18 protein-coding genes and 1 pseudogene are annotated in these 21,775 nt (G+C 70.0%); 12 read left to right on the top strand and 7 right to left on the bottom strand.

Going from position 1 to position 21,775, the window contains the following annotated elements; genetic code table 11:
- Nucleotides 1-30: 30 nt before the first annotated feature.
- Nucleotides 31-702, top strand: a complete 672-nt coding sequence (locus C8D87_RS33075; protein ID WP_112229609.1) for an RraA family protein — start codon at nt 31-33, stop codon at nt 700-702.
- Here the strand turns inward: C8D87_RS33075 and C8D87_RS33070 are convergent.
- Entirely contained in the window at nt 685-1,752 is a 1,068-nt protein-coding gene (locus tag C8D87_RS33070; RefSeq protein ID WP_170166665.1) for a glycosyltransferase 87 family protein, read from the bottom strand. The two genes, C8D87_RS33075 and C8D87_RS33070, sit on opposite strands and share 18 nt — an antisense overlap.
- A gap of 207 nt (nt 1,753-1,959) precedes the next feature.
- Between C8D87_RS33070 and C8D87_RS33065 the strand changes: the two genes are divergently transcribed.
- The gene (locus tag C8D87_RS33065; protein ID WP_112229607.1) at nt 1,960-4,293 is read left to right on the top strand and encodes an XRE family transcriptional regulator; all 2,334 of its coding nucleotides are present in this window, start codon (nt 1,960-1,962) and stop codon (nt 4,291-4,293) included.
- A 30-nt stretch (nt 4,294-4,323) separates the two neighbouring features.
- Nucleotides 4,324-4,659, top strand: coding sequence for a hypothetical protein (locus C8D87_RS33060; protein WP_109640125.1), 336 nt, complete (start codon nt 4,324-4,326; stop codon nt 4,657-4,659).
- 22 nt (nt 4,660-4,681) lie between these two features.
- On the opposite strand, the gene C8D87_RS33055 is transcribed toward C8D87_RS33060, so the two are convergent.
- The 3 genes from C8D87_RS33055 to C8D87_RS48740 form a co-directional block, all read right to left on the bottom strand.
- Nucleotides 4,682-7,282 carry an ATP-binding protein gene (locus C8D87_RS33055; RefSeq protein WP_109640126.1) on the bottom strand — a complete coding sequence of 867 codons (2,601 nt, stop codon included), beginning with the start codon at nt 7,280-7,282 and terminating at the stop codon, nt 4,682-4,684.
- 84 nt (nt 7,283-7,366) lie between these two features.
- The gene (locus C8D87_RS47195; protein WP_215732556.1) at nt 7,367-7,759 is read right to left on the bottom strand and encodes an ABC transporter permease family protein; all 393 of its coding nucleotides are present in this window, start codon (nt 7,757-7,759) and stop codon (nt 7,367-7,369) included.
- Between the two features lie 14 nt (nt 7,760-7,773).
- A complete protein-coding gene (locus C8D87_RS48740; protein ID WP_267899899.1) occupies nt 7,774-7,899 on the bottom strand; it encodes a hypothetical protein in 126 nt (41 codons plus the stop codon).
- Between the two features lie 467 nt (nt 7,900-8,366).
- Between C8D87_RS48740 and C8D87_RS33040 the strand changes: the two genes are divergently transcribed.
- Nucleotides 8,367-9,110, top strand: coding sequence for a DUF899 family protein (locus tag C8D87_RS33040; protein ID WP_112229606.1), 744 nt, complete (start codon nt 8,367-8,369; stop codon nt 9,108-9,110).
- Between the two features lie 6 nt (nt 9,111-9,116).
- Here the strand turns inward: C8D87_RS33040 and C8D87_RS49280 are convergent, their stop codons facing one another.
- Together C8D87_RS49280 and C8D87_RS48150 are read right to left on the bottom strand one after the other, a co-directional pair.
- Nucleotides 9,117-9,419, bottom strand: coding sequence for a glycoside hydrolase family 15 protein (locus C8D87_RS49280; RefSeq protein ID WP_146771941.1), 303 nt, complete (start codon nt 9,417-9,419; stop codon nt 9,117-9,119).
- A 19-nt stretch (nt 9,420-9,438) separates the two neighbouring features.
- Nucleotides 9,439-10,139, bottom strand: a pseudogene (locus C8D87_RS48150) (trehalase-like domain-containing protein).
- Between the two features lie 208 nt (nt 10,140-10,347).
- Between C8D87_RS48150 and C8D87_RS33025 the strand changes: the two are divergent.
- Together C8D87_RS33025 and C8D87_RS33020 are read left to right on the top strand one after the other, a co-directional pair.
- The gene (locus C8D87_RS33025) at nt 10,348-11,820 is read left to right on the top strand and encodes a sigma-70 family RNA polymerase sigma factor (RefSeq protein ID WP_146771938.1); all 1,473 of its coding nucleotides are present in this window, start codon (nt 10,348-10,350) and stop codon (nt 11,818-11,820) included.
- 50 nt (nt 11,821-11,870) lie between these two features.
- Complete coding sequence (locus C8D87_RS33020; RefSeq protein ID WP_112229602.1) at nt 11,871-12,344, top strand: hypothetical protein; 474 nt, start codon at nt 11,871-11,873, stop codon at nt 12,342-12,344.
- On the opposite strand, the gene C8D87_RS33015 is transcribed toward C8D87_RS33020, so the two are convergent.
- Nucleotides 12,330-15,047, bottom strand: a complete 2,718-nt coding sequence (locus C8D87_RS33015) for an AfsR/SARP family transcriptional regulator (RefSeq protein ID WP_170166664.1) — start codon at nt 15,045-15,047, stop codon at nt 12,330-12,332. The two genes, C8D87_RS33020 and C8D87_RS33015, sit on opposite strands and share 15 nt — an antisense overlap.
- A gap of 152 nt (nt 15,048-15,199) precedes the next feature.
- On the opposite strand from C8D87_RS33015, the gene C8D87_RS33010 reads away from it, so the two are divergent.
- The 6 genes from C8D87_RS33010 (at nt 15,200) to C8D87_RS32985 (ending at nt 21,699) form a co-directional block, all read left to right on the top strand.
- Entirely contained in the window at nt 15,200-16,219 is a 1,020-nt protein-coding gene (locus C8D87_RS33010) for a LacI family DNA-binding transcriptional regulator (RefSeq protein WP_112229600.1), read from the top strand.
- A gap of 159 nt (nt 16,220-16,378) precedes the next feature.
- Nucleotides 16,379-17,611: an ABC transporter substrate-binding protein gene (locus C8D87_RS33005; protein WP_233442421.1), complete on the top strand. Its 1,233-nt coding sequence runs from the start codon at nt 16,379-16,381 to the stop codon at nt 17,609-17,611.
- A 32-nt stretch (nt 17,612-17,643) separates the two neighbouring features.
- A complete protein-coding gene (locus tag C8D87_RS33000; protein WP_233442420.1) occupies nt 17,644-18,564 on the top strand; it encodes a carbohydrate ABC transporter permease in 921 nt (306 codons plus the stop codon).
- The gene (locus tag C8D87_RS32995) at nt 18,561-19,373 is read left to right on the top strand and encodes a carbohydrate ABC transporter permease (RefSeq protein WP_109640135.1); all 813 of its coding nucleotides are present in this window, start codon (nt 18,561-18,563) and stop codon (nt 19,371-19,373) included. Before C8D87_RS33000 ends, C8D87_RS32995 begins: the two co-directional genes overlap by 4 nt.
- Before the next feature lie 2 nt (nt 19,374-19,375).
- Nucleotides 19,376-20,725 carry a GH1 family beta-glucosidase gene (locus tag C8D87_RS32990; RefSeq protein ID WP_233442408.1) on the top strand — a complete coding sequence of 450 codons (1,350 nt, stop codon included), beginning with the start codon at nt 19,376-19,378 and terminating at the stop codon, nt 20,723-20,725.
- Nucleotides 20,722-21,699, top strand: a complete 978-nt coding sequence (locus C8D87_RS32985) for a LacI family DNA-binding transcriptional regulator (RefSeq protein WP_112229597.1) — start codon at nt 20,722-20,724, stop codon at nt 21,697-21,699. The genes C8D87_RS32990 and C8D87_RS32985 overlap by 4 nt, the downstream gene beginning before the upstream one ends.
- Nucleotides 21,700-21,775: the final 76 nt, after the last annotated feature.

Here is a 21,775-nt window from a genome sequence, read left to right as displayed (position 1 = left end):
GCTGAGCCTGCCGGGTGCGATCGTTGCGGCATGCCGGTCAACGACGAACTGCTCGAACGGTTCCGCGCGGTCGACACGACCGCCATCTGCGACGCCGACCGGACCACGCGGGTCGTGCACGGCGCGATCCGCGCCCGGTCCGCGACGACCCGGGTCTTCGGGCCCGCGTTCACGGTCCGGTGCCGGGAGGACTTCCTGGCCGTGCTGCGCGCGGTCGAGGCGGCCGAGCCCGGTGACGTGATCGTGGTCGACGGCGGGGCACGCGAGACCGCTCTGGGCGGCGAGATGTTCGCGCGGGCGGCGTTGGCGCGGTCTCTGGGCGGCATCGTCGTGGACGGCGGCTACCGCGACATGTCCTACGTCGCGACGTGCGCGCTGCCCGTCTACAGCCGGTTCGTCACGCCGCGCGCCGGTACCGCGTCCCAGCTCGGGGAACTCCAGGTTCCGGTGACCTGCGGCGGGGTCACGGTCAACCCCGGCGACGTGGTTCTCGCCGACGACGAAGGCCTCGTCGTCGTTGACCCACAACGGCTGGAGTCGCTCCTCGACGCCGCGCTGGCCATCAAGAACACCGAGAGTCACGTCATCGAACTGCTCGACGGCGGAGGTTCGCTGAGCGACGCGTTCAACGTCGCCGAGCACGTCGACGCGCTCGGACGCGGCGAACCATCGAATCTCGGTTTCTCATCGTTCCACGGGTAACGGAGTCCACACGGCGACACGAGTGCCGGCGTACCTCACGGCGAGCACCACCAGTGCGGCGATCGCCAGCCACACATAGGTGTCGTAGTCGTGCAGCCGCGTCACGAACACCAGGAACACGGCGACGAACGCCGGCCACGCGTTGCCGCGCAGGGCGAGGAACACCAGCACGGGTACGCACCACACCCAGTGGTGCAGCCAGGACACCGGGGACGCCAGCAGCCCGGCGGCCGCGATGGCGAACAGCGCGACGAGATCGTCCCGCGTCCGCCGGGCCACGAACACCCCGACGGCGACGGCGGTAGCGGCCAGCACGGCCCACACCAGCGTTTCGATGCCCGGTGCGAGGCCCAGGTCGCGGACGAGGCCCTTGATCGACTGGTTCGTCGACAACGAGATGTCGCCGATGCGGTCGGGGTTCAGCAGGGAGTGGAACCAGTACTGCACCGAGTCCTCCGGTGCGGCGAGGAAGCCGGCGACGACGAGGGCCGCGAACGTCGCCATCGAGGTCATGGCGGCCCGCCAGTCGCGTTTGACGAGGAAGTAGAGCACGAAGACGGCGGGGGTGAGCTTGATCGCCGCCGCGACACCCACCAGCACACCGCGCCAGCGCCGGTCCGTCACCAGCAGGCAGTCGATCACGACCAGGCCGAGCAGGAACAGGTTGACCTGGCCGTAGCCGTACGTCATCCACACCGGGTCCAGTGCCGGCGCGGCGATCGCGGCCAGCGGACCGGCCGTCCACTTGAGACCTGGGCGCACCTTGCCCGCCACCGCGACGCACACGACGGTCAGCACGACGAAGCCGGACGCCACGACGAGCGGGTTGTGCAGTCCCTCCGGCACCACGCTCAGCCCGCTGAACAACACCGCCGCGATCGGCGGGTAGGTGAACGGGAGCCGCGGGTCGAGCGGTGGCCCGGTGAAGCCGACGTACAGCGAGGCGCCGTCCAGCCAAGCCCTGCCGCCGAGGCGGTACACGTCCAGATCAATGGGATAATGGCCGTACCACTCGATCACCAGCCAGATCAGGGCGACGAGCCAGAGCACACCGGCGACCTGTCGAGCGCGCAGGCCTTCCGCGAGACGAAGCAATTTGTGCGGGACTTCGTCGGTAATCCGCGTTGTTGAAACAAGTGACACTGTTTCGAAGTTAACTGCGACCACAGTTGTACACCTTGTTGAACAACCGGCAGAACTACCGGCAGAAGTGGTCTCGCCTGCAACGTTTCACCGGTTCCGGCGTCTCTACACAACGTGGGGACATCGGCATTCGGGGACTTCTTGCGCTTCTACCGGTCGCGCATTCCGCTGACGCAGGAAGAACTGGCGGAACGGACCGGATTGAGCATGCGCGCGATCAGCGACATGGAACGCGGCCGGACGCAGACGCCGCAGCTCCGCACAGTTCAGCTGCTCGTCCGCGGGCTCCGTCTGCAGGGCGAGGAAGCCGCGGAGTTCACGTCGCTCGCGCGCGCCGGGCGGACCCGTGCGGCGGAGGCGAAGCCAGAGGTTCCGGCCGCGGTCGCCGCGATGTCGTCGTACACGCTGCCGCCGGTGCTCATCGAGCTCACCGGCCGCGAGGCCGAGCGCAAGAAGGTGGACGGGTTCGCCAAGGACGCCGCGTCGGCGTCACGGCTGCAGCTCGCGGTGATCCACGGCGCGCCGGGTGCGGGCAAGACCGCGCTCGCCGTCGACGCCGGCCACCGCCTGGGCTCGCGGTTCGCCGACGGGTGCGTGTTCCTCGACCTGCGCGGCATGGACTCCGCCCCGCTGCCGGCGGACCGGGCGGCGCACCGGCTGCTGCGCGCGTTCGGGCTGGAGGAACGCCAGATCCCCGCCGACGCGGACGACAAGCTGGCGCTGTACCACTCGATGCTGCGCGACCGCACGGTGCTGCTCGTGCTGGACAATGCCGTGAACGAGGCCCAGGTGCGCCCGCTGCTCGCCTCCAGCCCCGGCACCCTCGTGCTCGTGACCAGCCGCAACACCATGACGGGCCTCGACGCCCGGCACCGGCTCTGCGTGGACATGCTGCCGCTGGACCGATCGGTCGCACTGCTGGGCGCGGTGGCCGGCGAGCACCGCGTGGCGGCGGAGCCGTCGTCGGCCGAGCGGGTCGCGGAGTTGTGCGGTGGCATGCCGCTCGCGTTGCTGATCGCCGGCAACAGGCTCGCGAGCAGACCGCAGTGGACGATCAGGCACCTCGCCGAGCAGCTGGAGGACGAGCGGCGCCGGTTGTCGGTGCTGCGGGCGGGCGACCTCCAGGTGCGGGCGGCGTTCGAGATCTCCTACCACCAGTTGGGACCCGGTGCGGCCGCGTTGTTCCGGCGGCTGGCGCTGGTGCCCGGCTCGGACATCAGCACGGAGCTGGCCGCGGTGCTCGCCGAGCGCGCAGAGGAGGCGCTGGAGGAGCTCGCCGACGCGAGCCTGCTCGGCATCAGCGAGACACCGGGCCGCTACACGTGCCACGACCTGCTGCGCGTGTTCGCCGTCGAACGCATGGAACTCGACGAGGACCCGGCCGTCGTGAGGGAGGTGGGCACCCGGCTGCGGCACTGGCTGCTCGCCGTCGCCACCCAGGCGGGGCGGCTCTTCGACCACGACAACCCGGAACCGGTGCAGGACAGGGAGTCCGCCGGTCGCTGGCTCGCGCTGGAGCTGGAGAACTGGCGCGGTGCGTTGCGCTCGGCGGTGGCTCTGGGCGAACACGAGCAGGTGCTCGCGCTGGCCAAGGCGATGCACTGGTACTCGGACATGCACGGCGTGGGCGAGCTCTGGCGCGAGGTCTTCAGCGCGGGTGTGGAAGCCGCGCAGGCGTTGGGCAGTGCCCGCGACACGGCCGAGCAGCTCAACTACCTCTCGTGGGCGCTCTACGCGTTGTGCGGCCAGCCCCACGACGCCTTGGTCGTGCACGAAAAGGCGGCGGCGATACTGGCCAACGACACGCTCACGGAGGCGTGGACCTGGTACTACGGCTCGGCGATCCGGCGCCGCGTGGGCGAACCGGAGAAGGCCGTGTGGCTGGGACGGCGGGCCGTCGAGCTGTTCGAGCAGGCGGGGTACCTGATCGGGGAGAACCTGGCGCTGTCGTTGCTGGGCCTGATGCTGAGCACCGTCGGCTCGGTCGACGAGGCCATCGAGGTGCAGGAACGCGGGGTGTCGCAGCACCGCGAGGCCGGTGGCGACGACGAGCTGCTGTCGATGATGCTCATCCGGCTGGCGACCACCCTTGCGGCCGCCGGGCAGGTGCTGGCGTCACTGGAGCTGCTCGACGAGGCCGAGTCGTTGTTCTCGAAGCACGGGACCACGGCCGGTGTCGCGCGCGTGCGGCACAACCGGGGGATCGTGCTGATGGACGTGGGCCGGCTTCACGAGGCCAAGGTGGAGTTGCTGTCCGCGTTGGACGAGACTCGGTTGTCCGATCATCGGATCGAGATCATGGCTCGGCTGGCGGAACTCGCGGACGCGACCGGGGAGGCCGCCGATGCTCGCGAGATGAGGGTGCGGGCGTTGGCCGAGTGCGACCGGTATGACACACCGGCGGTGCGTGGGACGGCGGCCGGGCTGGCGGCGGCGCTGACGCACTGACGCAGAGGCGTGGTGGCGCGATGCACTGGCATGGCAGAGGAAGAGCAGGCAGAGCTGGCACGGCGGTTCAGCCGCGACATGAACCGGGGCGTGGCAGAACTCGCCCAGCTCGGGTATCCCGCGCACTTCTTCAAGAAGATGCTGGCCGAACACGGAGCTGTGGAAGCGGCGCGACGGCTGGTGAGCGACCCGAAGCCGTCCTACGGGCTGTGGCGGCTTCAGGAGCTGAGCAGGCTCAACGCCAGCGTCGAGATGTGGGTGCTTCTCCCGTGGTTCGAACCGCTCTTCGACCAGGAGACGCGAGACCGGGCAGAACGCAACTCCGCCTGCTCGACGTTGACGTCGACCGCGAGCTTCGGCAGCTAGTCAGCCGGCTCCAGCCGCCCGCCTAGCCGGCACAGGCTTCGGCGATGCGGCGCACGAGATCCGCGACCCGTTCCGTCCCGAGCCGGTAGCCGGACTTCGCGTGCAACGCACCGGCCTGCTCCGCGTGCCGGCAAGCGTCGTCGAAGCGGCGCTGCGCGAGATCCACCTCGGCGAGCGTGCGCAGGCTCTCTCCCTCCACCAGCCGATGCCCGGTACCGCGGCTGATGGTCAGCGCCTCCGAGGCCAGCGCGCGTGCGGAGTCGTGTTCGGAGTGGCGGAGGTGCAGTGCTGCCAACGAGATCAGGGCGTCGCACCGGCCCCGCGAGTGGGAGGCGGCGATGGCCAGGTCGAGTGCTGTCCGCAGTTCCGTCCTGGCGGCGGTGTCGTAGCCGAGCAGAAGGTGGGTGCTGCCGAGGACGTGCCACGCGCTGATCTGGGTGCGCCGCATGCCGAGGCGGGTCGCGATGTCCAGTGCCTCGCGGGCGGTGTCCAGGGCCAGGTCGTACTTCTCCTGGTCGCGGTAGGCGCCGGAGAGGTTCGCCAGGTTGCCCGCTTCCTCGGCGGGCTCGGCGAACTCGCGGCACAGCGCCAGGCCCGCCTCGTAGTGTTCGATCGCGCGGTCCAGGCGGCCCAGGGCCTGGCAGGAACGGCCCGCGTGGGTTTCGCCCAGCAGCACGCCGAAGCGGACTCCCTTCCGCCGGGCCGCGTCGATCGCCTGGGTGTGCAGCTCGTAGGCCTGGTCCAGTTCGCCGAGCTCCCAGTACGCGTCGCCGAGGACGAGGGAGCCGTCGGTCGGGCGGCCGTCCTGCCGCCACAGCTCCCGCGCCCGCTGGTAGTAGTCGGCGCAGTCCCTCGGCCGTCCCATCGAGATCGACGTCCTGCCCAGCGCACAGAGCACGACGCGGTAGAACTCGGTGTGGCCCAGGGCTTCCGCGGCCGAGAGCGCCTCCCCCAGAAACGTCAGCGACTGCTCGTAGTCGCAGGCGCACCAGTGGGCGTCGCCGATGATCCGCAAGGCGTGGGCCTCGGTGAGCAGGTCACCGCTGCGGCGCGCGGCCTCCAGCACCGCCGTGCCGGTGGCGAGCCAGACCGACTCCATGCGGTGGCGCTCGAACTGCGGGTGCAACGCGATCAGCAGCTGCACGGCGAGCCTCGTGTGGCCGGCGGCCGCGGCGGCGTGGGTGGTGGCGACGAGGTTCTCGGTCTCGACGTCGATCCACGTGTTCGCGATGGTGTCGTCGATGAACGTCGTGTGGCGGTAGTCCTCGGCCAGCACGTGGCGGTACGTGCGCGGGTCGACGCGTTCGCCGGCGTTCAGCAGGGTCAGCGCGAAGTGGCCCCACAGCCGTTCGGTCGCCGCCTCGCGTTCGGCGTCGGCGAGGTGCGCGGCGTGCAGGCGGAGCAGGTCGTGGAACGTGTAGCGGCCGGGGCTGTGCTCGTCGACGAGGTGTGCGGCGGTGAGCGCGTACAGGCAGCGGTCGGTCTCCGCGGCGTCGAGCTCGGTCAGCGCGGCGATGGCGTCGGCGGTCAGGTCCCGGCCCGGCATGAGGCCCATGAGGCGGAACACGCGGCGCGCCTGCGGGTCCAGCGCGGCGTACGACAGGTCGAACGCCGCGCCCACCGCGGTGTCGGGGTCGCCGGGTGCGGCCAGTGAGGCGAGCCGGTCGCCGGAACGCAGGGCCGTCACGTAACCGGCGATCGACCGGCCGCCCAGCAGGTGCGCGGCGGCGATGCGCAACGCCAGCGGCAGGCCCGCGCACAGGTCCACGAGCCCGGCGACGGCCTCCTCTTCCGCGAGCACCCGCTGCTCCCCCAGCACGTGCACGAGCAGCGCGCGGGCGGCGTCCCGGCTCAGCTGCTCCAGCTGGATCCGCCGGGCCCCGTCTCGCGCGACCAGGCCGTCGAGCCGGTACCTGCTCGTGACGAGGACGAGGCACCCCGGCGAGCCGGGCAGCAGCGGCCGGACCTGACGTGCGTCGACGGCGTCGTCCAGCACCACCAGCACGCGGCGGTCCGCCAGCAGCGTCCGGTACGTGGCCGCTGCCGATTCCACGTCGGAGGGAACCTTGGCCCGCTCCATCCCGAGGCCGGTCAGCAGGTGCGTCAACGCCTCCAGCGGGGTCACCGGGGCACCGCCGCCGTGGCCGCGCAGGTTCAGGAACAGCTGTCCGTCGGGAAAACGGGACCGCGCGCGGTGGGCCCAGTGCACCGCCAGCGTGGTCTTGCCGATGCCCGCCATGCCCGCGATCGCGGACACGACCACGGCATTCGGCTCGTGCGCGAGTAACGCGTCCATCGTGAGCAGGACGTCTTCGCGGCCGGTGAACCCCTGCACGCCCGCGGGCAGCTGCGCGGCGACCGTGCGTTCGTCCGGCGGTTCGGGATCCGCCCTGGGCACCGGCGGCCTCGACGCGGCGGTGATCAGGTCGCCGTACTGGTCCGGGGTGAGACGCAACGCCCTGGCGAGGCGGGCGACGGTCTCGCGGTGGGGATACCGGCGGGCGCCGCGTTCCAGCGCGCCGATGGCCTGCGCGCTGATCTCGGCCCGCTCGGCGAGCGTTTCCTGCGTCAACGCGGCAGCCAGGCGGTGGTGGCGCAGCAGCGCGCCGAATGACCCGTCCACACACGCCTCCCGTACACCCGACTGTATCGGTGGGTTGTGCGGGTTGTCGCTGTTGCCACCGCCGTTCGGGCTAAAGAATCGTCATCAGGTTCGTGGTCGGCACCTGATCCAAGGGGGGAGAGGAGCCGGCCACGTCACGAAGGCCGGTTGCCGCGACGGGGGCGGCAACCGGCCTTCACACCCCCATCTCGGCGACGGCGTCCGCGAGGCCCTATCCGCCGCCCGTCGTCCAGGTCGAAGAAGTGCAGCCTGGAACACCAGGAACACCGCGAGCGGCACGATCATCGACAGGAACGCGCCCGTCGCGAGCAGGTCGATGTCGGTGCCGAACTGGCGCAGCTGGGCCCGCAGCGCCACGGTGATCGGCGCCGAGTCCTGGTCCGCGAACACCAGCGCCACCAGCATGTCGTTCCACACCCGCAGGAACTGGAAGATCGTCAGCGACGCGATCGCCGGCTTGGCCACCGGCACCGCCACCGCCGCGAGACCGATCAGGTCGCGCGGGATGCCGGTGAGAAGTTGCGCAGCAGGACGATGGCGAACGGCAGGCCGAGCGCGACGTGGAACAGCACGACGCCGGTGATGGTGCCGAAGAGCCCGCGACGAGCCCCGCGCACTTCTCCAGCGTCAGCTCGGCCGGCTTGGCGAACACCGTCCACCAGCCGCTCGCGGTGTTGGCCGACTCGTCGCGCAACGACGCGATCAGCAGGCCGAACACCGGAACCAGCCAGAACAACGCCACCAGCGCGAGTACCAGCTGCACGAAACCGTTGCCGAGCCGCGACAGCACGCCCCGTTTCGGCGAGCCGGACACTGCACCGGGGCAGCAGCGGAGGCGGGTCGACCGGGCTCGGGCTGGACATCGCCCGTGCGGCGGCCGAGGCCACCGGCGGGACGATCCACCTGGAGCGCGGACGGCTGGGCGGTGCTCGGGTGCGGTTGCGGTTCGGGGAGGCCAACAGCCACCACTCGCCGGCCAGCCCGCGGGCATGGCGGTTGTGGCGAGGTCATCCGCAGATGTCGAGATGGCGGATTCAGCTTCGACATGACTGTGTAAGCGCCACGGACATGCTTGGAGGACGCTATGAAACCGCCCGTCGTCGACTTCGCCACCTGGGAAGCCGCCCGCGATGAGCTGCTGGTTCGCGAGAAGGCCCACACGCGCGAGGGCGATGCGATCGCCGCGGCACGCCGCCGGCTGCCGATGGTGGAGATCGACGGGAAGGCACTCGTCGTCGGACCCGACGGCCCGGTGCCGTTCGTCTCGCTGTTCGAGGACCGCGACGAGCTCGTGGTCTACCAGCACATGTGGTGGGACGGCGCGCCGCACCAGGGCCAGTGCGAGGGCTGCACCTGGGTGCCCTGGCACCTGCAGAACGCCGCGTATCTCCACGCTCGCGGGGTCTCGTTCGCCATCCTGACCGTGGGCGCCTGGGACGAGGTGGCGCCGTTCGTCGAGTTCATGGGTTACATGCAGCCCTGGTACTCGGTGCGGGGGCTGCCCGCGCCGATCGGGGGCGACATGGGGTACCTCTCGTGCTTCCTGCGGGACGGGGAGCAGGTGTTCCTCACGTATCGGACCACCGGGCGCGGGACCGAGCGGGTCAACGGGTCGTTGGGGCTGCTCGACATGACGCCTTACGGGCGTGGTGAGAAGTGGGAGGACAAGCCCGAGGGGTGGCCGGAGGGGCGTGACGCCGCGTGGTTCTGGCGGACGGACGCGGAGGGGAACTCGACCTGGGGGCCGACCGGGCGGCCGGTGCCTCAGTGGACCCGTCCGGGAGCCGGGCCGGTGGAGACGCTCGGCAGGGACGGCGCCTGCCACTGACGCGCGTCATCCGTCGAGCAACCGCGCGCACCTGATGAGACCCAGGTGCGAGTAGGCCTGCGGGTGGTTGCCCAGCGATCGTTCGGCGACCGGGTCGTACTCCTCGGGCAGCAGCCCGGTCGGCCCGGTCAGCCGCACGAAGCTCTCGAACAGCTCCTCCGCGTCGGCACGCCGCCCCACCTTCAGACAGGCCTCGATCAGCCACGCCGTACACAGGTGGAACCCACCCTCATCACCAGGCAGACCGTCGTCACGCAGGTACCGGTAAACCGTCGGCCCGCTGCACAAGGTCTCCTCCCCCGCGACCACCGTCGAACGGGACCGCTCGTCAGACGGATCGAGCAGCCCCGACAACCCCACGTGCAAAGAGGCGGCGGACGCCGCCGATCTGCTCGGGCAGCGACGTCGCGGCGGCGGTCAGGACGGCGCCGGTGTCGCGGTGGCAGAGGGCGCGCAACGTGAGCGCGGATCTTCGCACCAGATCGCGCTCGACGGAAGGCAGCCGCAGCGCCGCCGACCAGCCGAGCCAGTCGGTGTCCTCTTCGGACGGTGAGCCGAGGTCCAGTTCCATGACGAAAGGTGGGGTGATCACAGCAGTGGCGGTGCCGTCGGCGATCTCCCGTTCCACGCCGGGTGAGCGCAGCACGATCGGCGTACCGGCGAGAGAAAGTTCGTCGGCTATCCGTTCCAGGACCACGGGTGCCCGGCCGAAGTCGGGGCGGGGCGCGAACTCCACCACCGCGGGCACCCTGCCCTCGACGGTGCGCACCAGGCCCGCGGACAGGTGGTCGGTGACCTGCAGGCCCGTCCAGCGGGTTTGCACCGTCATCGTGCCGGGTACGTGCCGTTGGCCCAACGGCAGTTGGTCCTTCTGGGGCCTGATGGAAAAGTGGCCCGATCCGCCGAGCAGTGCTGCGAACAACGCGGGCGAGTCCGAGCGGGGTGGCACAGCCACGTCACGTCCGCGCCGGGCGTGACCAGGGCGAGGGCACGGCGGTCGGAGAGCAGGCTGTGCCGTTCGATCGGCACGGCCACGCGCACCGGCAGCTCGGTCAGGAACTCCGTCACGACGGCGAACGCAGGAACGTGATAGGGCCATCGGACCTGTGTTGGTCAAGACTTAGGTCCGTCCCAACGGTTTCTTATTACATCGGATTCGGATGCGTGGATTGTTCGCGTTGAGTCATCTCGATAGGGTCCGCACATCAGTCCTGTGCATGACGTAAGGCGGCAATCTTTGATCGGGCAGCGTGGTCGACCGCCGTCGGACGCCGACCTGATCGACGCCGTGCGCGAAGGCGAGATCGAGGCCTACGGCAAGCTCTACGAGCGCCACGTCCGTGCTGCCAACCTTCTGGCGATGCAGCTGTCGAACTCTTCCTCCGACGCCGACGATCTGGTGTCGGACGCGTTCGCCAAGGTGCTCGCCGCGTTGCGCACCGGCGGCGGCCCTGGCGCGGCGTTCCGGCCGTACCTGCTGACGGCGGTGCGGCACGCGGCGTATGACCGGACGCGCAAGGAAAAGCGGCTCGAACTGGCCGGCGACATCGAGGAGGTGCCCGGTGCCGTGCGGGCGACGAGCGTGCCGTTTCGCGACAAGGCCGTGGAGGACCTCGACCAGGCGCTCGCGGCCACGGCGTTCGCGTCGCTGCCCGAACGCTGGCAGACGGTGTTGTGGCACACCGCGATCGAGGGCCAGTCGCCCGGTGAGATCGCGCCGCTGCTCGGACTGACCGCGAACGGCGTCTCGGCCATGGCCTTCCGGGCCCGCGAAGGGCTGCGCAAGGCGTTCCTGCAGGCGCACGTGGCCCAGGAACCGGCGGAACGATGCCGCGCGACCGTGACGAAGCTCGGCGCGTGGACGCGTGGCGGGCTCAAGGGACGTGAGGCCGTCCAGCTCGACGCGCACATGGACGACTGCGCCGAATGCCGCAAGCTCGCGAGCGAACTGGCCGACGTGAACGGCGCGCTGCGCGGTGTCATCGCGCCGATCGTGCTCGGCACGGGCACGGCCGGTTACCTGGCCGCGGCGGGCAAGGGCACGGCGGTGTCCATCAGTGCGACCTCGTGGTTCGGTGTGGCCGCTTCGGCCGCGGCCGTCGTGGTCGTCGCGGGCTCCGGTGTCGTCACCTCCGACAACGGGAACGCTCCCCAGGCCGCAGCACCGATCACCTCGACGATCGCCACGGCCGGTGTCACGCCGACCACCACCCCCGGCTCCACCACCACCCCCGGCTCCACCACGACCTCCGGCACCACGGCCGCGGGCACGACCGCCGGTGGCGCCACGCCGATCGCCGAGCCGAACGGGCCCAACCCACCGGCGGCGACGTCGACCACCACCGCCACGGTGGGCGAGGCCAAGCTGTCCGCCACCGCGCCCACCACCATGGCCATGTCCACCAACGGCCCGCCCGACGAGATGAACATCGGCATCTCCAACACCGGCTCGGCACCGACCACGGTGCCAACGTTGACGCTGGCCCTGCCCGACGAGATCAAGACGGTCGGGCCCGGCAACGTGCCGGAGGGATCAATCGGCTGTCCCGCGAGCAAGGGCACGGTCACGTGCACCGGTGGCCAGACGCTGGCGCCGGGTCAGACGATCAAGTTCAAACTCCGGTTGCAGGCAGGACCGAAGGCGACCAACGGCACCATCGCCGGCAACGCGGGCCCGCTGCAGCTCAGCATCGTCGTCACGATCAGTTAGCTATTCCAGGTCGGGCAGCGAAATCGCGCTGTCCGACGCACCATGAGCGGGTGGAGGAGCTCACAGCGGCCCTCACCGTGCTCGAAGCGCCGTTCCGCACGCTCGTCGACGACTCGGAGTGGGCGCACGCGAGCATGGAGGGCATGGTGCTCGACGTCGGCACGTGGTGGACCGCCGACGCCGGCACCAGGTTGTCTCCCCAGGTCACGTTCAGCGTCGCCTTCAGCGAGGCCGCGCGCCTGCAGGGCGCGGTGTACGTGGAGGGCTACCTCTGGCTGGACGGCCGCCCGGTCGCCGCCGCGTGGTGCGGGAAGAACGACCAGGTCGTCTACGGGCCACGGGCGGAGGCGTACCTCGGCATCCCGCTGTCGCCCCACTTCTGCCGCAGGATCCAGCAGCGCAACGGCACCGCCGCGGTGCTGATGAGCAAGCACCCCAAGCTGCTGCCGTTGCTGCGGGACGGCCTGCCACGCGGCGCGGTGCTGCCGGGCGGCAGGCCTGGACCGCGCTCAGTCGGTGCCTAGAGCGGCGAAGCGAACCTCGGCCTCCTTCTCGTGGCGGGCCGCCTCCGCCGGGTCCGCCACCGCCTTGGCCAGGTGCTTGTGCGCGTTGGCCGCCTCGCGCCGGTCGTCGATCCGTTCCGCCAGCTCCAGCGCCTCGCGCAACGGCACCACGGCCTCCTCGGGACGCCCGGCCGCGGTCAGCACCTCGCCGAGGTAGTTCAGCACCACCGTCTCGGTCGTGACGTCACCGATCGCGCGCACCGCCGTCAGTGCCGAGTTCAACGCTCCGAGCGCCTCGGAGTGCCTGCCCATGGCGTGCAGGATCATGCCCAGCGCGCTCTGGGTGTCGGCTTCGTCGCGCCGGCTGCCCAGTTCGCGCATCAGCGCCAGGGCCCCGTTGCAGGCTTCCAGCGCCTCGTCGTAGCGGCCCAAAGCGCTGTAGATGTTGCTGACGTTGCTCATCGCCTGCGACTCGAGGTGCCGGTCGCCCAGCTCCCGCGCCACCGTGATCGCCTGCTCCAGCAGCTCGGCGGCCTCGGTGTGGCGGCCCAGCGTCCGGTAGACCAGCGAGAGGTTGTTCAGCGTGCCCGCCACGCCCTGCAGGTCGCCCTGCTCGCGCAGCATCTCGATCGCGCGCTCGTTGTGGAAGATGGCGTCGGAGTACCGCGCGGTCTGCCAGAACACCATCGCGTAGTTCTTCGTCGTGATCGCGAGCGCCGCCGGGTTGTCCTTCGCGGCCTCCAGCGCCAGCTCGTTGATCGTCGCCCAGTCCCGCGTGTGGCCGCGCACCATGCAGAAGAACGTCATCGCGCGGGCGAGCTGCCACGTGTGTGTACGCCAATCACCGTCGAGCGACAACGCAACCGCGGCAACGAGTGTCTGCCGTTCGGTCTCCAGCCACTCCACCGCGTGGTCGTAGTCGCGCAGCACGAGCCGTGACTCCGGGCGGTAGGTGATGTCGACCTCGTACCTGCGGGCCGCGGGCGACATCAGCCGCGTCGCCTGGTTCGCGGTGTCCAGGAAGTGGTCCAGCAGCCGGGTCAGCGGCGCCCGCGACGAGTCCACTTTGGACTGCGCGTACTGGCGGAGCAGGTCGTGCATCCGGTACCGGCCGAGCGTGGTCGCCTCGAGCAGGTGGACGTCGACGAGGTCCTCGAGCATCCCGTCGCACTCCAGCAGGCCGAGATCACCGAGCGCCGCGGCCTGGTGCACGTCGAAGTCCGTGCCGTGGTGCAGTCCCAGCAGCCCGAAGAGCCGCTGGTGCCCGGCGGGCAGCTGGCCGAACGACAACGCGAAGACAGCGTCCAGTTCGGATAATCGTCCCTCGCGCAGCCGCGTCGCGAGGTGGGCGGTGGTCCACGTCGGACGGGAACGCAACCGGCCGGCCGCCAGTCGCACGGCCAGCGGCAGCCTGCCGCACAGCTCCACGACCTCACGGGCCGCCGGATCCGTGCCGCGCTCGTCGCCCACGATCGTCGCGAACAGCTGCAGCGCCTCCGCCTCGGACAGCACGTCCAGCGTGAGCGTCGAGGTACCTTCCAGCTCGACCAGCCGCGCCCGTGACGTGACCAGCACCAGCGACCCCGGCACGCCCGGCAGCAGCGGCCGCACCTGGTCGGCGCTCGCCGCGTTGTCCAGCACGACGAGCAGGCGCCGCCGGGACAGCTCGAGCCGCCACAACGCGGCACGTTCGTCCAAGCCGACCGGGATGTCCTCCAGGCCGAGCGCGCGCAGCAACACGTCCAGCGCATCCGTTGGTTCAACGGGTGCACGGCCCGCAGTGTGCGCGTGCAGGTCGATGAACAGCTGACCGTCCGGATACTCCAGCCGGTGCGCCAGGTGCACGGCCAGCGTCGTCTTGCCGACGCCCGGCATGCCGTCGATCGCGGAGATCACCACGGCCGACTTCCCGGTGACAGCCCTGGTCAGCCGTTCGATCTCGACGGCACGGCCGGTGAAGTCGGCGACGTCGCGCGGCAGCGTGTTCAACGCAGGCCGCGGTTCGTCCCCGCGCAGCAGCCGCTCGTGCAGTTCCCTCAGCTCGGCGCCGGGATCGGTGCCGAGCTCACTGGCCAGCAGCACCCGCAGGTCCTCGAACGCCCGCAGCGCCTCGGCCGGCCGCCCCGCCCGCTGCAGCGCGTGCATCAACTGCAGCCACAGCTGTTCGCGCAACGGGAACTGCTTGGTCAGCCGGCGCAGCTCGGCGACCAGCCGCTCGCCCTGGCCGAGCTCGATCGCCAGGCGCGCGTGCTGCTCCGCGATCGTCAGCCTGCGTTCCTGGAGCAACGTCAGCTCGGCGTCGAGGCGCGCCCCGAAGGTGAGACCGTCGAGGGCGGGGCCGCGCCACAACGCGAGCGCCTCCTCGTACCGGGCCACCGCCGTCCGGTGGTCTCCCTGCCGCAGCGCCTCGTCACCGGCCGCGCACAGCCGCGTGAAGACGAAGACGTCGACCTCGTCGGCGGGGACGACGAGCCGGTATCCACCTGGGACGGTGACCAGTTCGTCGAGCACCACCTTGCGCAGGGCGGCCACGTAGGTACGGATGTTCGATTCCGGTGCCGCGGGCGGGGATTCCCACACCGCTTCACTCAGGTGTTCAAAGCTGACAGTCTCGTTGACGTGCAGGGCCAACGCTGCCAGCAGCGCCCGTTGCCGGGGCCCGCCCAGCCGCAGTTCCACGCCCCCACGCCAGATCTGCAGCGGCCCAAGAAGCCGATACCGCACTAGCCCTCCTCGGGGGGCATGGTGCCAGAACATCGGACCGCTGTGCGGAATTTGTGCGGACGATCTTCGAAACTTCCTCTTCGCCGTCGCGAAGGAGGAGAACCGCCGTGTACCGGAGATCATGGACGGGACAGGCAGCCTAAGATGGCTGCATGACCGAGACGGCCAAACGACGTCCCGGCCCCCGCATCGAAGAGGTGGCGAGGGTCGCCGGGGTCTCGAAGTCGACCGTCTCGCGCGTGATCAACGGCGAGCAGTACGTCAGCGCCAAGGCCCGTGAGGCCGTGCACGCCGCCATCGCCCAGCTCGGCTACTCGCCCAACCAGGCCGCACGAGCCCTCGCCGGTCACCGCGCCAACGCGATCGCGCTCGTCGTCTCCGAACCGTCCGGCCGTGTGCTCGGCGACCCGTTCTTCGCCGGGGTGCTGCGCGGGATCCACTCCGAGCTCGCCGGGCGGCACCTGCAGCTGCTGCTGATGATGAGCCAGCCGGCGGACACCGGCGATCTGGTCAACTACCTCAGCAGCGGGCACGTCGACGGGGCGTTGCTGGTGAGCCTGCACGGCGAGGACCCGCTGGTGGCCATGCTGAACGAGATCGGGCTTCCGGTCGTGGCCGGCGGGCGTCCGCTCGGGACGACCAGCGTCCCGTTCGTCGACGCGGACAACTTCACCGGCGGGCTCGAAGCCGCACGGCACCTGGTCTCGTTGGGGCGCAAGCGGATCGGCACCGTGGCGGGACCGAAGGACATGGCCGTGGGCGCCGACCGGCTGAGCGGGTTCAAGCGCGGGCTGAGCGAAGCGAAGATCGCCGCCGATCTCGTCGAGCACGCCGACTTCACGCCGGAGAGCGGCGGCCAGGCGATGGAACGGTTGCTGGACAAGGCGCCGGAGCTCGATGCGGTGTTCGTCGCAGCGGACATCATGGCGTTGGGCGCATTGCAGGTGCTCCATGCGCGCGGCAAGCGCATCCCCGAGGACGTCGCCGTGATCGGCTTCGACGACTCGGTGTTCGCCTCCAGCGCGTCGCCGCCGCTCACCACGATCAGGCAGGACGTCGAGGAGCTCGGCCGCACCATGACGTGGCGGCTGCTCGCGGAGCTCGCCGGCGAGGCGGGGCTGCCTCCGTCGCTGCTGCTGCCGACGTCCCTCGTCCGGCGGGCGAGCGCGTAACAACCTGGGAGCGTTCCCAGAAATCAACCTTAGATGCCTTGACACCCTCGTGTCGCGCGGGAAACACTCCGTAAAACTTCTGGGAGCGCTCCCAGAATTTGCCGCCGAGACCGAGGGAGTTCTCCCGTGCGCCACCGCAGTTGGGTCAGCGTGCTCCTCCTGTTGACCGCCGCCACCGCCTGTTCGTCCGGTGGAGCGACGAGCCAGGACGGCAAGACCGAGCTGACCATCGCGACGTTCAACGAGTTCGGGTACGAGGAGCTCCTCAAGGAGTACGAGGCGGCTCACCCGGACGTGAAGCTCACGCAGCGCAAGACCGGGCAGGGTGCGCCGCACCATCAGAACCTGTTCACCAAGCTGGGCGCGGGTTCCGGTCTCGCCGACATCGAAGCCGTGGAAGAGGGCTACCTCAGCCAGGTGATGGACAAGGCCGGTCAGTTCAACGACCTCGCCGAGATCGGGCCGAAGATCGAGGACGGCCGGTGGCTCAAGTGGAAGACCGACGCCGCCACCAAGGACGGCAAGCAGATCGGCTACGGCACGGACATCGGCCCGCTCGCGATGTGCTACCGCAAGGACCTCTTCGAGAAGGCCGGTCTGCCGTCCGACCCCCAGGCCGTGAAGGCGCTGTTCGCCACGTGGGACAGCTACTTCGCCGCCGGTGACCAGTTCATCGCGAAGTCCGGCGGGGTGGCGTGGTTCGACAGCGCCTCGCAGGTCTTCAACGCGATGCACAACCAGCACGAGCTCGGCTACTTCGACAAGTCCGACAAGCTCGTCGTCGACTCCAACCCGGCGATCAAGGCCGACTGGACCGCGGTGACGAACGCGGTCGCGAAGGGCCAGTCGGCGAAGCTCGTGGCGTGGAGCAACGAGTGGAACTCCGGCTTCAAGGCCGGCGCGTTCGCCACGAAGACGTGCCCGTCGTGGATGCTCGGCGTGATCGAGGCGCAGGCCGGGCCGGAGAACAAGGGCAAGTGGGCGGTCACCGACGCGTTCCCGAACGGTGGCGGCAACTGGGGCGGTTCGTACCTGACCGTGCCGAAGCAGAGCAAGAACGCCAAGAAGGCCGCCGAGGTCGCTGCCTGGCTGACGGCGCCGGAGCAGCAGATCAAGGCCTTCAAGGCGAAGGGCACGTTCCCGAGCCAGGTCAAGGCTCTCGACGACCCGGCGTTGCTGGAGCAGGTCAACGCCTACTTCGGTGACGTCAAGGCGGGTGCGCTGTTCGCCGCGCAGGCCAAGAAGGTCGGTGCCGCGCAGTACAAGGGCCCGAAGGACGGACAGGTTCAGGAGAACGTGTTCAGCCCGGCGCTGCAGTCGGTCGAGCAGGGCAAGAGCGCTGACGAGGGCTGGAAGACCGCGGTCGCGGAGGCTCAGAAGGTCGCCAAGTGACCGCCGTTCTCACCAGGCCGGACCGCGAGCGGGTGCACCAGCCCCGCTCGCGGCCCCCGCGGCACCGGCTGTCCGCTTTGGACAACAAGGTGTCGCCGTACCTGTTCGTCGCGCCGTTCTTCGTCCTGTTCGGCGCGGTCGGGCTCTTCCCGTTGCTGTACACGGCCTACGTGTCGTTGTTCGACTGGGAGCTCGGCGCCGACGAGACGACGTTCGTCGGTCTCGACAACTACCGGACCTTGTTCACCGACAGCCAGTTCTGGAACGCGCTGTTCAACACGTTCAGCATCTTCCTGCTGTCGAGCGTCCCGCAGGTGATCGTCGCGGTGGTGCTCGCCGCACTGCTCAGCGCCAACCTGCGTGCCAGGACGGCGTGGCGGATGGGCGTGCTGCTGCCCTACGTCGCGTCGCTCGTCGCGTTGACGATCATCTTCGGCAACCTGTTCGGGCCGCAGTTCGGGCTGGTCAACAGCGTGCTGACGACACTGGGAATTCCGCCGGTCGACTGGCAGGCCAACACGTTCGGCAGCCACGTCGCCATCGCATCGATGGTCAACTGGCGCTGGACCGGCTACAACGCGCTGATCGTCCTCGCCGCGATGCTGGCGATCCCGCGCGAGGTGCACGAGGCGGCCACCGTCGACGGCGCGGGTGCCCTGCGCCGGTTCTTCAGCATCACGCTGCCGATGCTCAAGCCGACGCTGATCTTCGTCATCGTCACGTCGACCATCGGCGGCCTGCAGATCTTCACCGAGCCCAAGCTGTACGACCCGGCAGGGGGCAGCGGCGGCGGCGCTGAGCACCAGTACCAGACCGTCGTGCTCTACATGTACCAGTCGGCGTTCCAGCAACTGGACCTCGGCTACGCCTCCTCGATCGCCTGGACGCTGTTCCTGATCGTGATCGCGGTGGCAGGACTGAACTTCTGGCTCACGAGGAGGGCCGTGCGATGAAACGTCCGTCCTTCGTGGTCTACGGGGTGCTGGCCGCGTTCGTGCTGGGCTCGGCCTTCCCGTTCTACTGGTCGTACCTCGTCGCGAGCCGCGACAACTCGGTGCTCACCGGTGACTTCACCCTGATCCCCGGCGGGAACTTCTGGTCGAACGCCACGCGGGTGTTCGACACGATCCCGTTCTGGAAGGCCCTGGCCAACAGCTTCATCGTGTCCGGCACGGTGACGCTGTCGGTGGTGGTGCTGTCGGCGCTGGCCGGTTTCGCGTTCGCCAAGCTGCGGTTCCGCGGCCGGGGTGTGCTGTTCCTCTTCGTCGTGGCGACGCTCGCGGTGCCCACCCAGCTCGGGATCATCCCGCTGTACATGGCGATGGCGGAGTTCGGCTGGGCCGGTGAGCTCGAAGCGGTGATCGTGCCGAACCTCGTCACCGCGTTCGGTGTGTTCTGGATGCGCCAGTACCTGGTCGACGCGGTGCCCGACGAGCTCGTCGAGGCGGCGCGGATGGACGGCTGCAGCCTCTGGCGGACGTTCTGGCACGTCGCACTGCCCGCCGCCCGCCCCGCCGCCGCGATGCTCGGCGTGTTCACGTTCATGCAGTCCTGGAACGACTTCCTGTGGCCGCTGGTCGTGCTGAACGCCGACAACCCGACGCTCCAGGTGGCGCTGGAGAAGCTGCAGAGCGGCTACTACGTCGACTACTCGCTCGTGCTCGCCGGAACGACTCTGGCGACTGTTCCGGTCTTGATCGTGTTCCTGGTGCTCGGGCGGCAGATCGTCGCGGGCGTGATGCAAGGCGCTGTGAAGGGGTGAAGGTGGAGAACATCGCTTTCCCGAAGGGGTTCTTGTGGGGAGCCGCGACGGCTGCGTTCCAGGTGGAGGGGGCGACCGACGTCGACGGCCGCACCGACTCGATCTGGGACGCGTTCTGCCGCGTGCCCGGCAAGATCGTGGGCGGCCACACCGGTGAACCCGGTGCCGACCACTACCGCCGGTTCGAGCAGGACGTGCGGATGATGGCCGATCTCGGTCTGGGTGCCTACCGGTTCTCGATCGCGTGGCCACGGGTGCGGCCCGACGGCGGGGCGGTCAACCAGGCCGGGCTGGACTTCTACAGCCGCCTCGTGGACACGTTGCTGGAGCACGGCATCAGGCCGTGGCCGACGCTCTACCACTGGGACCTGCCGCAGAAGCTGGAGGACACCGGTGGCTGGGCGACGAGGGACACCGCCCACCGGTTCGCCGAGTACGCCGAGTCGGTGGTCGAGGCGCTGGCCGACCGCGTCGAGGGCTTCACCACGCTGAACGAGCCGTGGTGCGCGGCGTTCCTCGGCTACGCCGCGGGAATCCACGCCCCCGGCCGCACCGAGCCCGACGCCGCCGTGGCCGCCGTGCACCACCTGCTGCTGGCCCACGGGCTGGCGGGCGAAGTGATCCGCGGCGCCGGCAAGGAGCTCGGCATCACGCTCAACATGTACCCGATCATCCCGGCCGATCCGTCGTCGGAGGCCGACCGGGACGTGGCGCGGCGGCTCGACGGCCTCCAGCAGCGGATCTTCCTCGACCCGTTGCTGCTCGGCGAGTACCCCGCCGACGTCGTGGAGGACCTGGAGCCGTTCGGGTTCTCGTCGGTGATCCACGAGGGCGACCTGAAGACGATCTCGGGCCCGCTCGACATGCTCGGCGTCAACTACTACACCGAGCACTACGTCAGCGCCCAGCCCGGCGAGATCGGGCCGTCGCCGTGGGTCGGCGTCGGGGACCACTCGTTCCCGCGCCGTGACGCGCCGGTCACGGACATGGGCTGGGAGGTGCGGCCGGACGGGCTCACGTCGGTGCTGCTGAGGGTGCACAACGACTACCCGTCGATTCCCCTGTACATCACCGAGAACGGCGCGGCGTACCCCGACCAGCCGGGAGTCGACGACGCGGAACGCACCGAGTACATCGCCTCGCACCTGCGGGCCGCGCACACCGCCATCGCCGCGGGCGTGGACCTGCGGGGTTACTTCTGCTGGTCGCTGATGGACAACTTCGAGTGGGCCGAGGGCTACGCGAAGCGGTTCGGCATCGTCCACGTCGACTACGACACGCAGGTGCGGACACCGAAGATGAGTGCCCGCTGGTTCTCCGCAGTGGCGCGCAGCAACGCAATCGCGTCATGACCACGCGCCCCGGCATCGACGAGGTCGCCCGGCTTGCCGGGGTGTCGAAGTCCACCGTGTCCCGGGTGCTCAACGGTGCGCCGCACGTGAGCTCCCGGGCACGGGAGGCGGTGCGCAAGGCGGTCGTGAAGCTCGACTACACGCCGAACCAGGCCGCTCGGTCGTTGGCAGGACACCGCGCGCACGCCATCGCGCTGGTGGTCTCCGAACCGAGCGGCCGGGTGCTGACGGACCCGTTCTTCGCCGGGGTCATGCGCGGGGTGCACGCCGAGCTGGCTGGGCACCGCACACAGCTGGTGCTGATGATGAGCGAGCCTGGTGATGTCGGGTCGTACCTGACCAACGGGCACGTCGACGGCGCGTTGGTGATCAGCCTGCACGGCCACGACCCGCTGCTGTCGTTGTTGTACGACAACGGCTTGCCGGTCGTGGCCGGCGGGCGGCCGCTGGCGGGCGGGCCGGTGCCGTACGTCGACTCGGACAACTTCACCGGTGCGGTGGACGCGACGCAGCACCTGATCTCCCTGGGGTGCCAGCGAATCGCCACCATCGCCGGCCCCTCGGACATGGCCGTCGGGCTCGACAGGCTGTCCGGGTGGCGGCGGGCGATGTCGGGCCGGCGGGCGGACCTGGTGGCGTACAGCGACTTCACGCCGGAGGGCGGTGCCGCCGCGATGACGTCGTTGCTGGCGCGGCAGCCCGACCTGGACGGGGTCTTCGTGGCCGCGGACATCATGGCGCTCGGAGCGTTGCAGGCGCTGCACGCCGCCGGGCGCCGCGTGCCGGACGACGTGGCCGTGGTCGGGTTCGACGACTCGGTGCCCGCCGTGCCGCCGCTGACGACGGTGAAGCAGGACGTGGAGAAGTTCGGGCGGATGCTGACGTGGCGCCTCCTCGCCGAGATCGAGGGCGAGGAGGGGCTGCCGCCGACGGTGCTGCTGCCCACATCGCTGGTGCGGCGGACAAGCGCCTGATCAGCGCGTCTGACGTCGTCGCGGGGAAGGGTTTACATCGTTGATCACGAACGCTTCGTGACACGTCGAGGCTGTT

It is taken from the genome of Lentzea atacamensis (genome assembly GCF_003269295.1).
GTDB classification, from domain to species: Bacteria; Actinomycetota; Actinomycetes; order Mycobacteriales; family Pseudonocardiaceae; genus Lentzea; species Lentzea atacamensis.
This window is presented reverse-complemented; position numbering and strand designations above follow the sequence as displayed.

Coding starts and splice junctions, on each gene's coding strand:
- C8D87_RS33075 (WP_112229609.1), top strand. CDS start 31: ATGCCGGTCAACGACGAACTGCTCGAACGGTTCCGCGCGGTCGACACG.
- C8D87_RS33060 (WP_109640125.1), top strand. CDS start 4,324: ATGGCAGAGGAAGAGCAGGCAGAGCTGGCACGGCGGTTCAGCCGCGAC.
- C8D87_RS33040 (WP_112229606.1), top strand. CDS start 8,367: ATGAAACCGCCCGTCGTCGACTTCGCCACCTGGGAAGCCGCCCGCGAT.
- C8D87_RS33010 (WP_112229600.1), top strand. CDS start 15,200: ATGACCGAGACGGCCAAACGACGTCCCGGCCCCCGCATCGAAGAGGTG.
- C8D87_RS32995 (WP_109640135.1), top strand. CDS start 18,561: ATGAAACGTCCGTCCTTCGTGGTCTACGGGGTGCTGGCCGCGTTCGTG.
- C8D87_RS32985 (WP_112229597.1), top strand. CDS start 20,722: ATGACCACGCGCCCCGGCATCGACGAGGTCGCCCGGCTTGCCGGGGTG.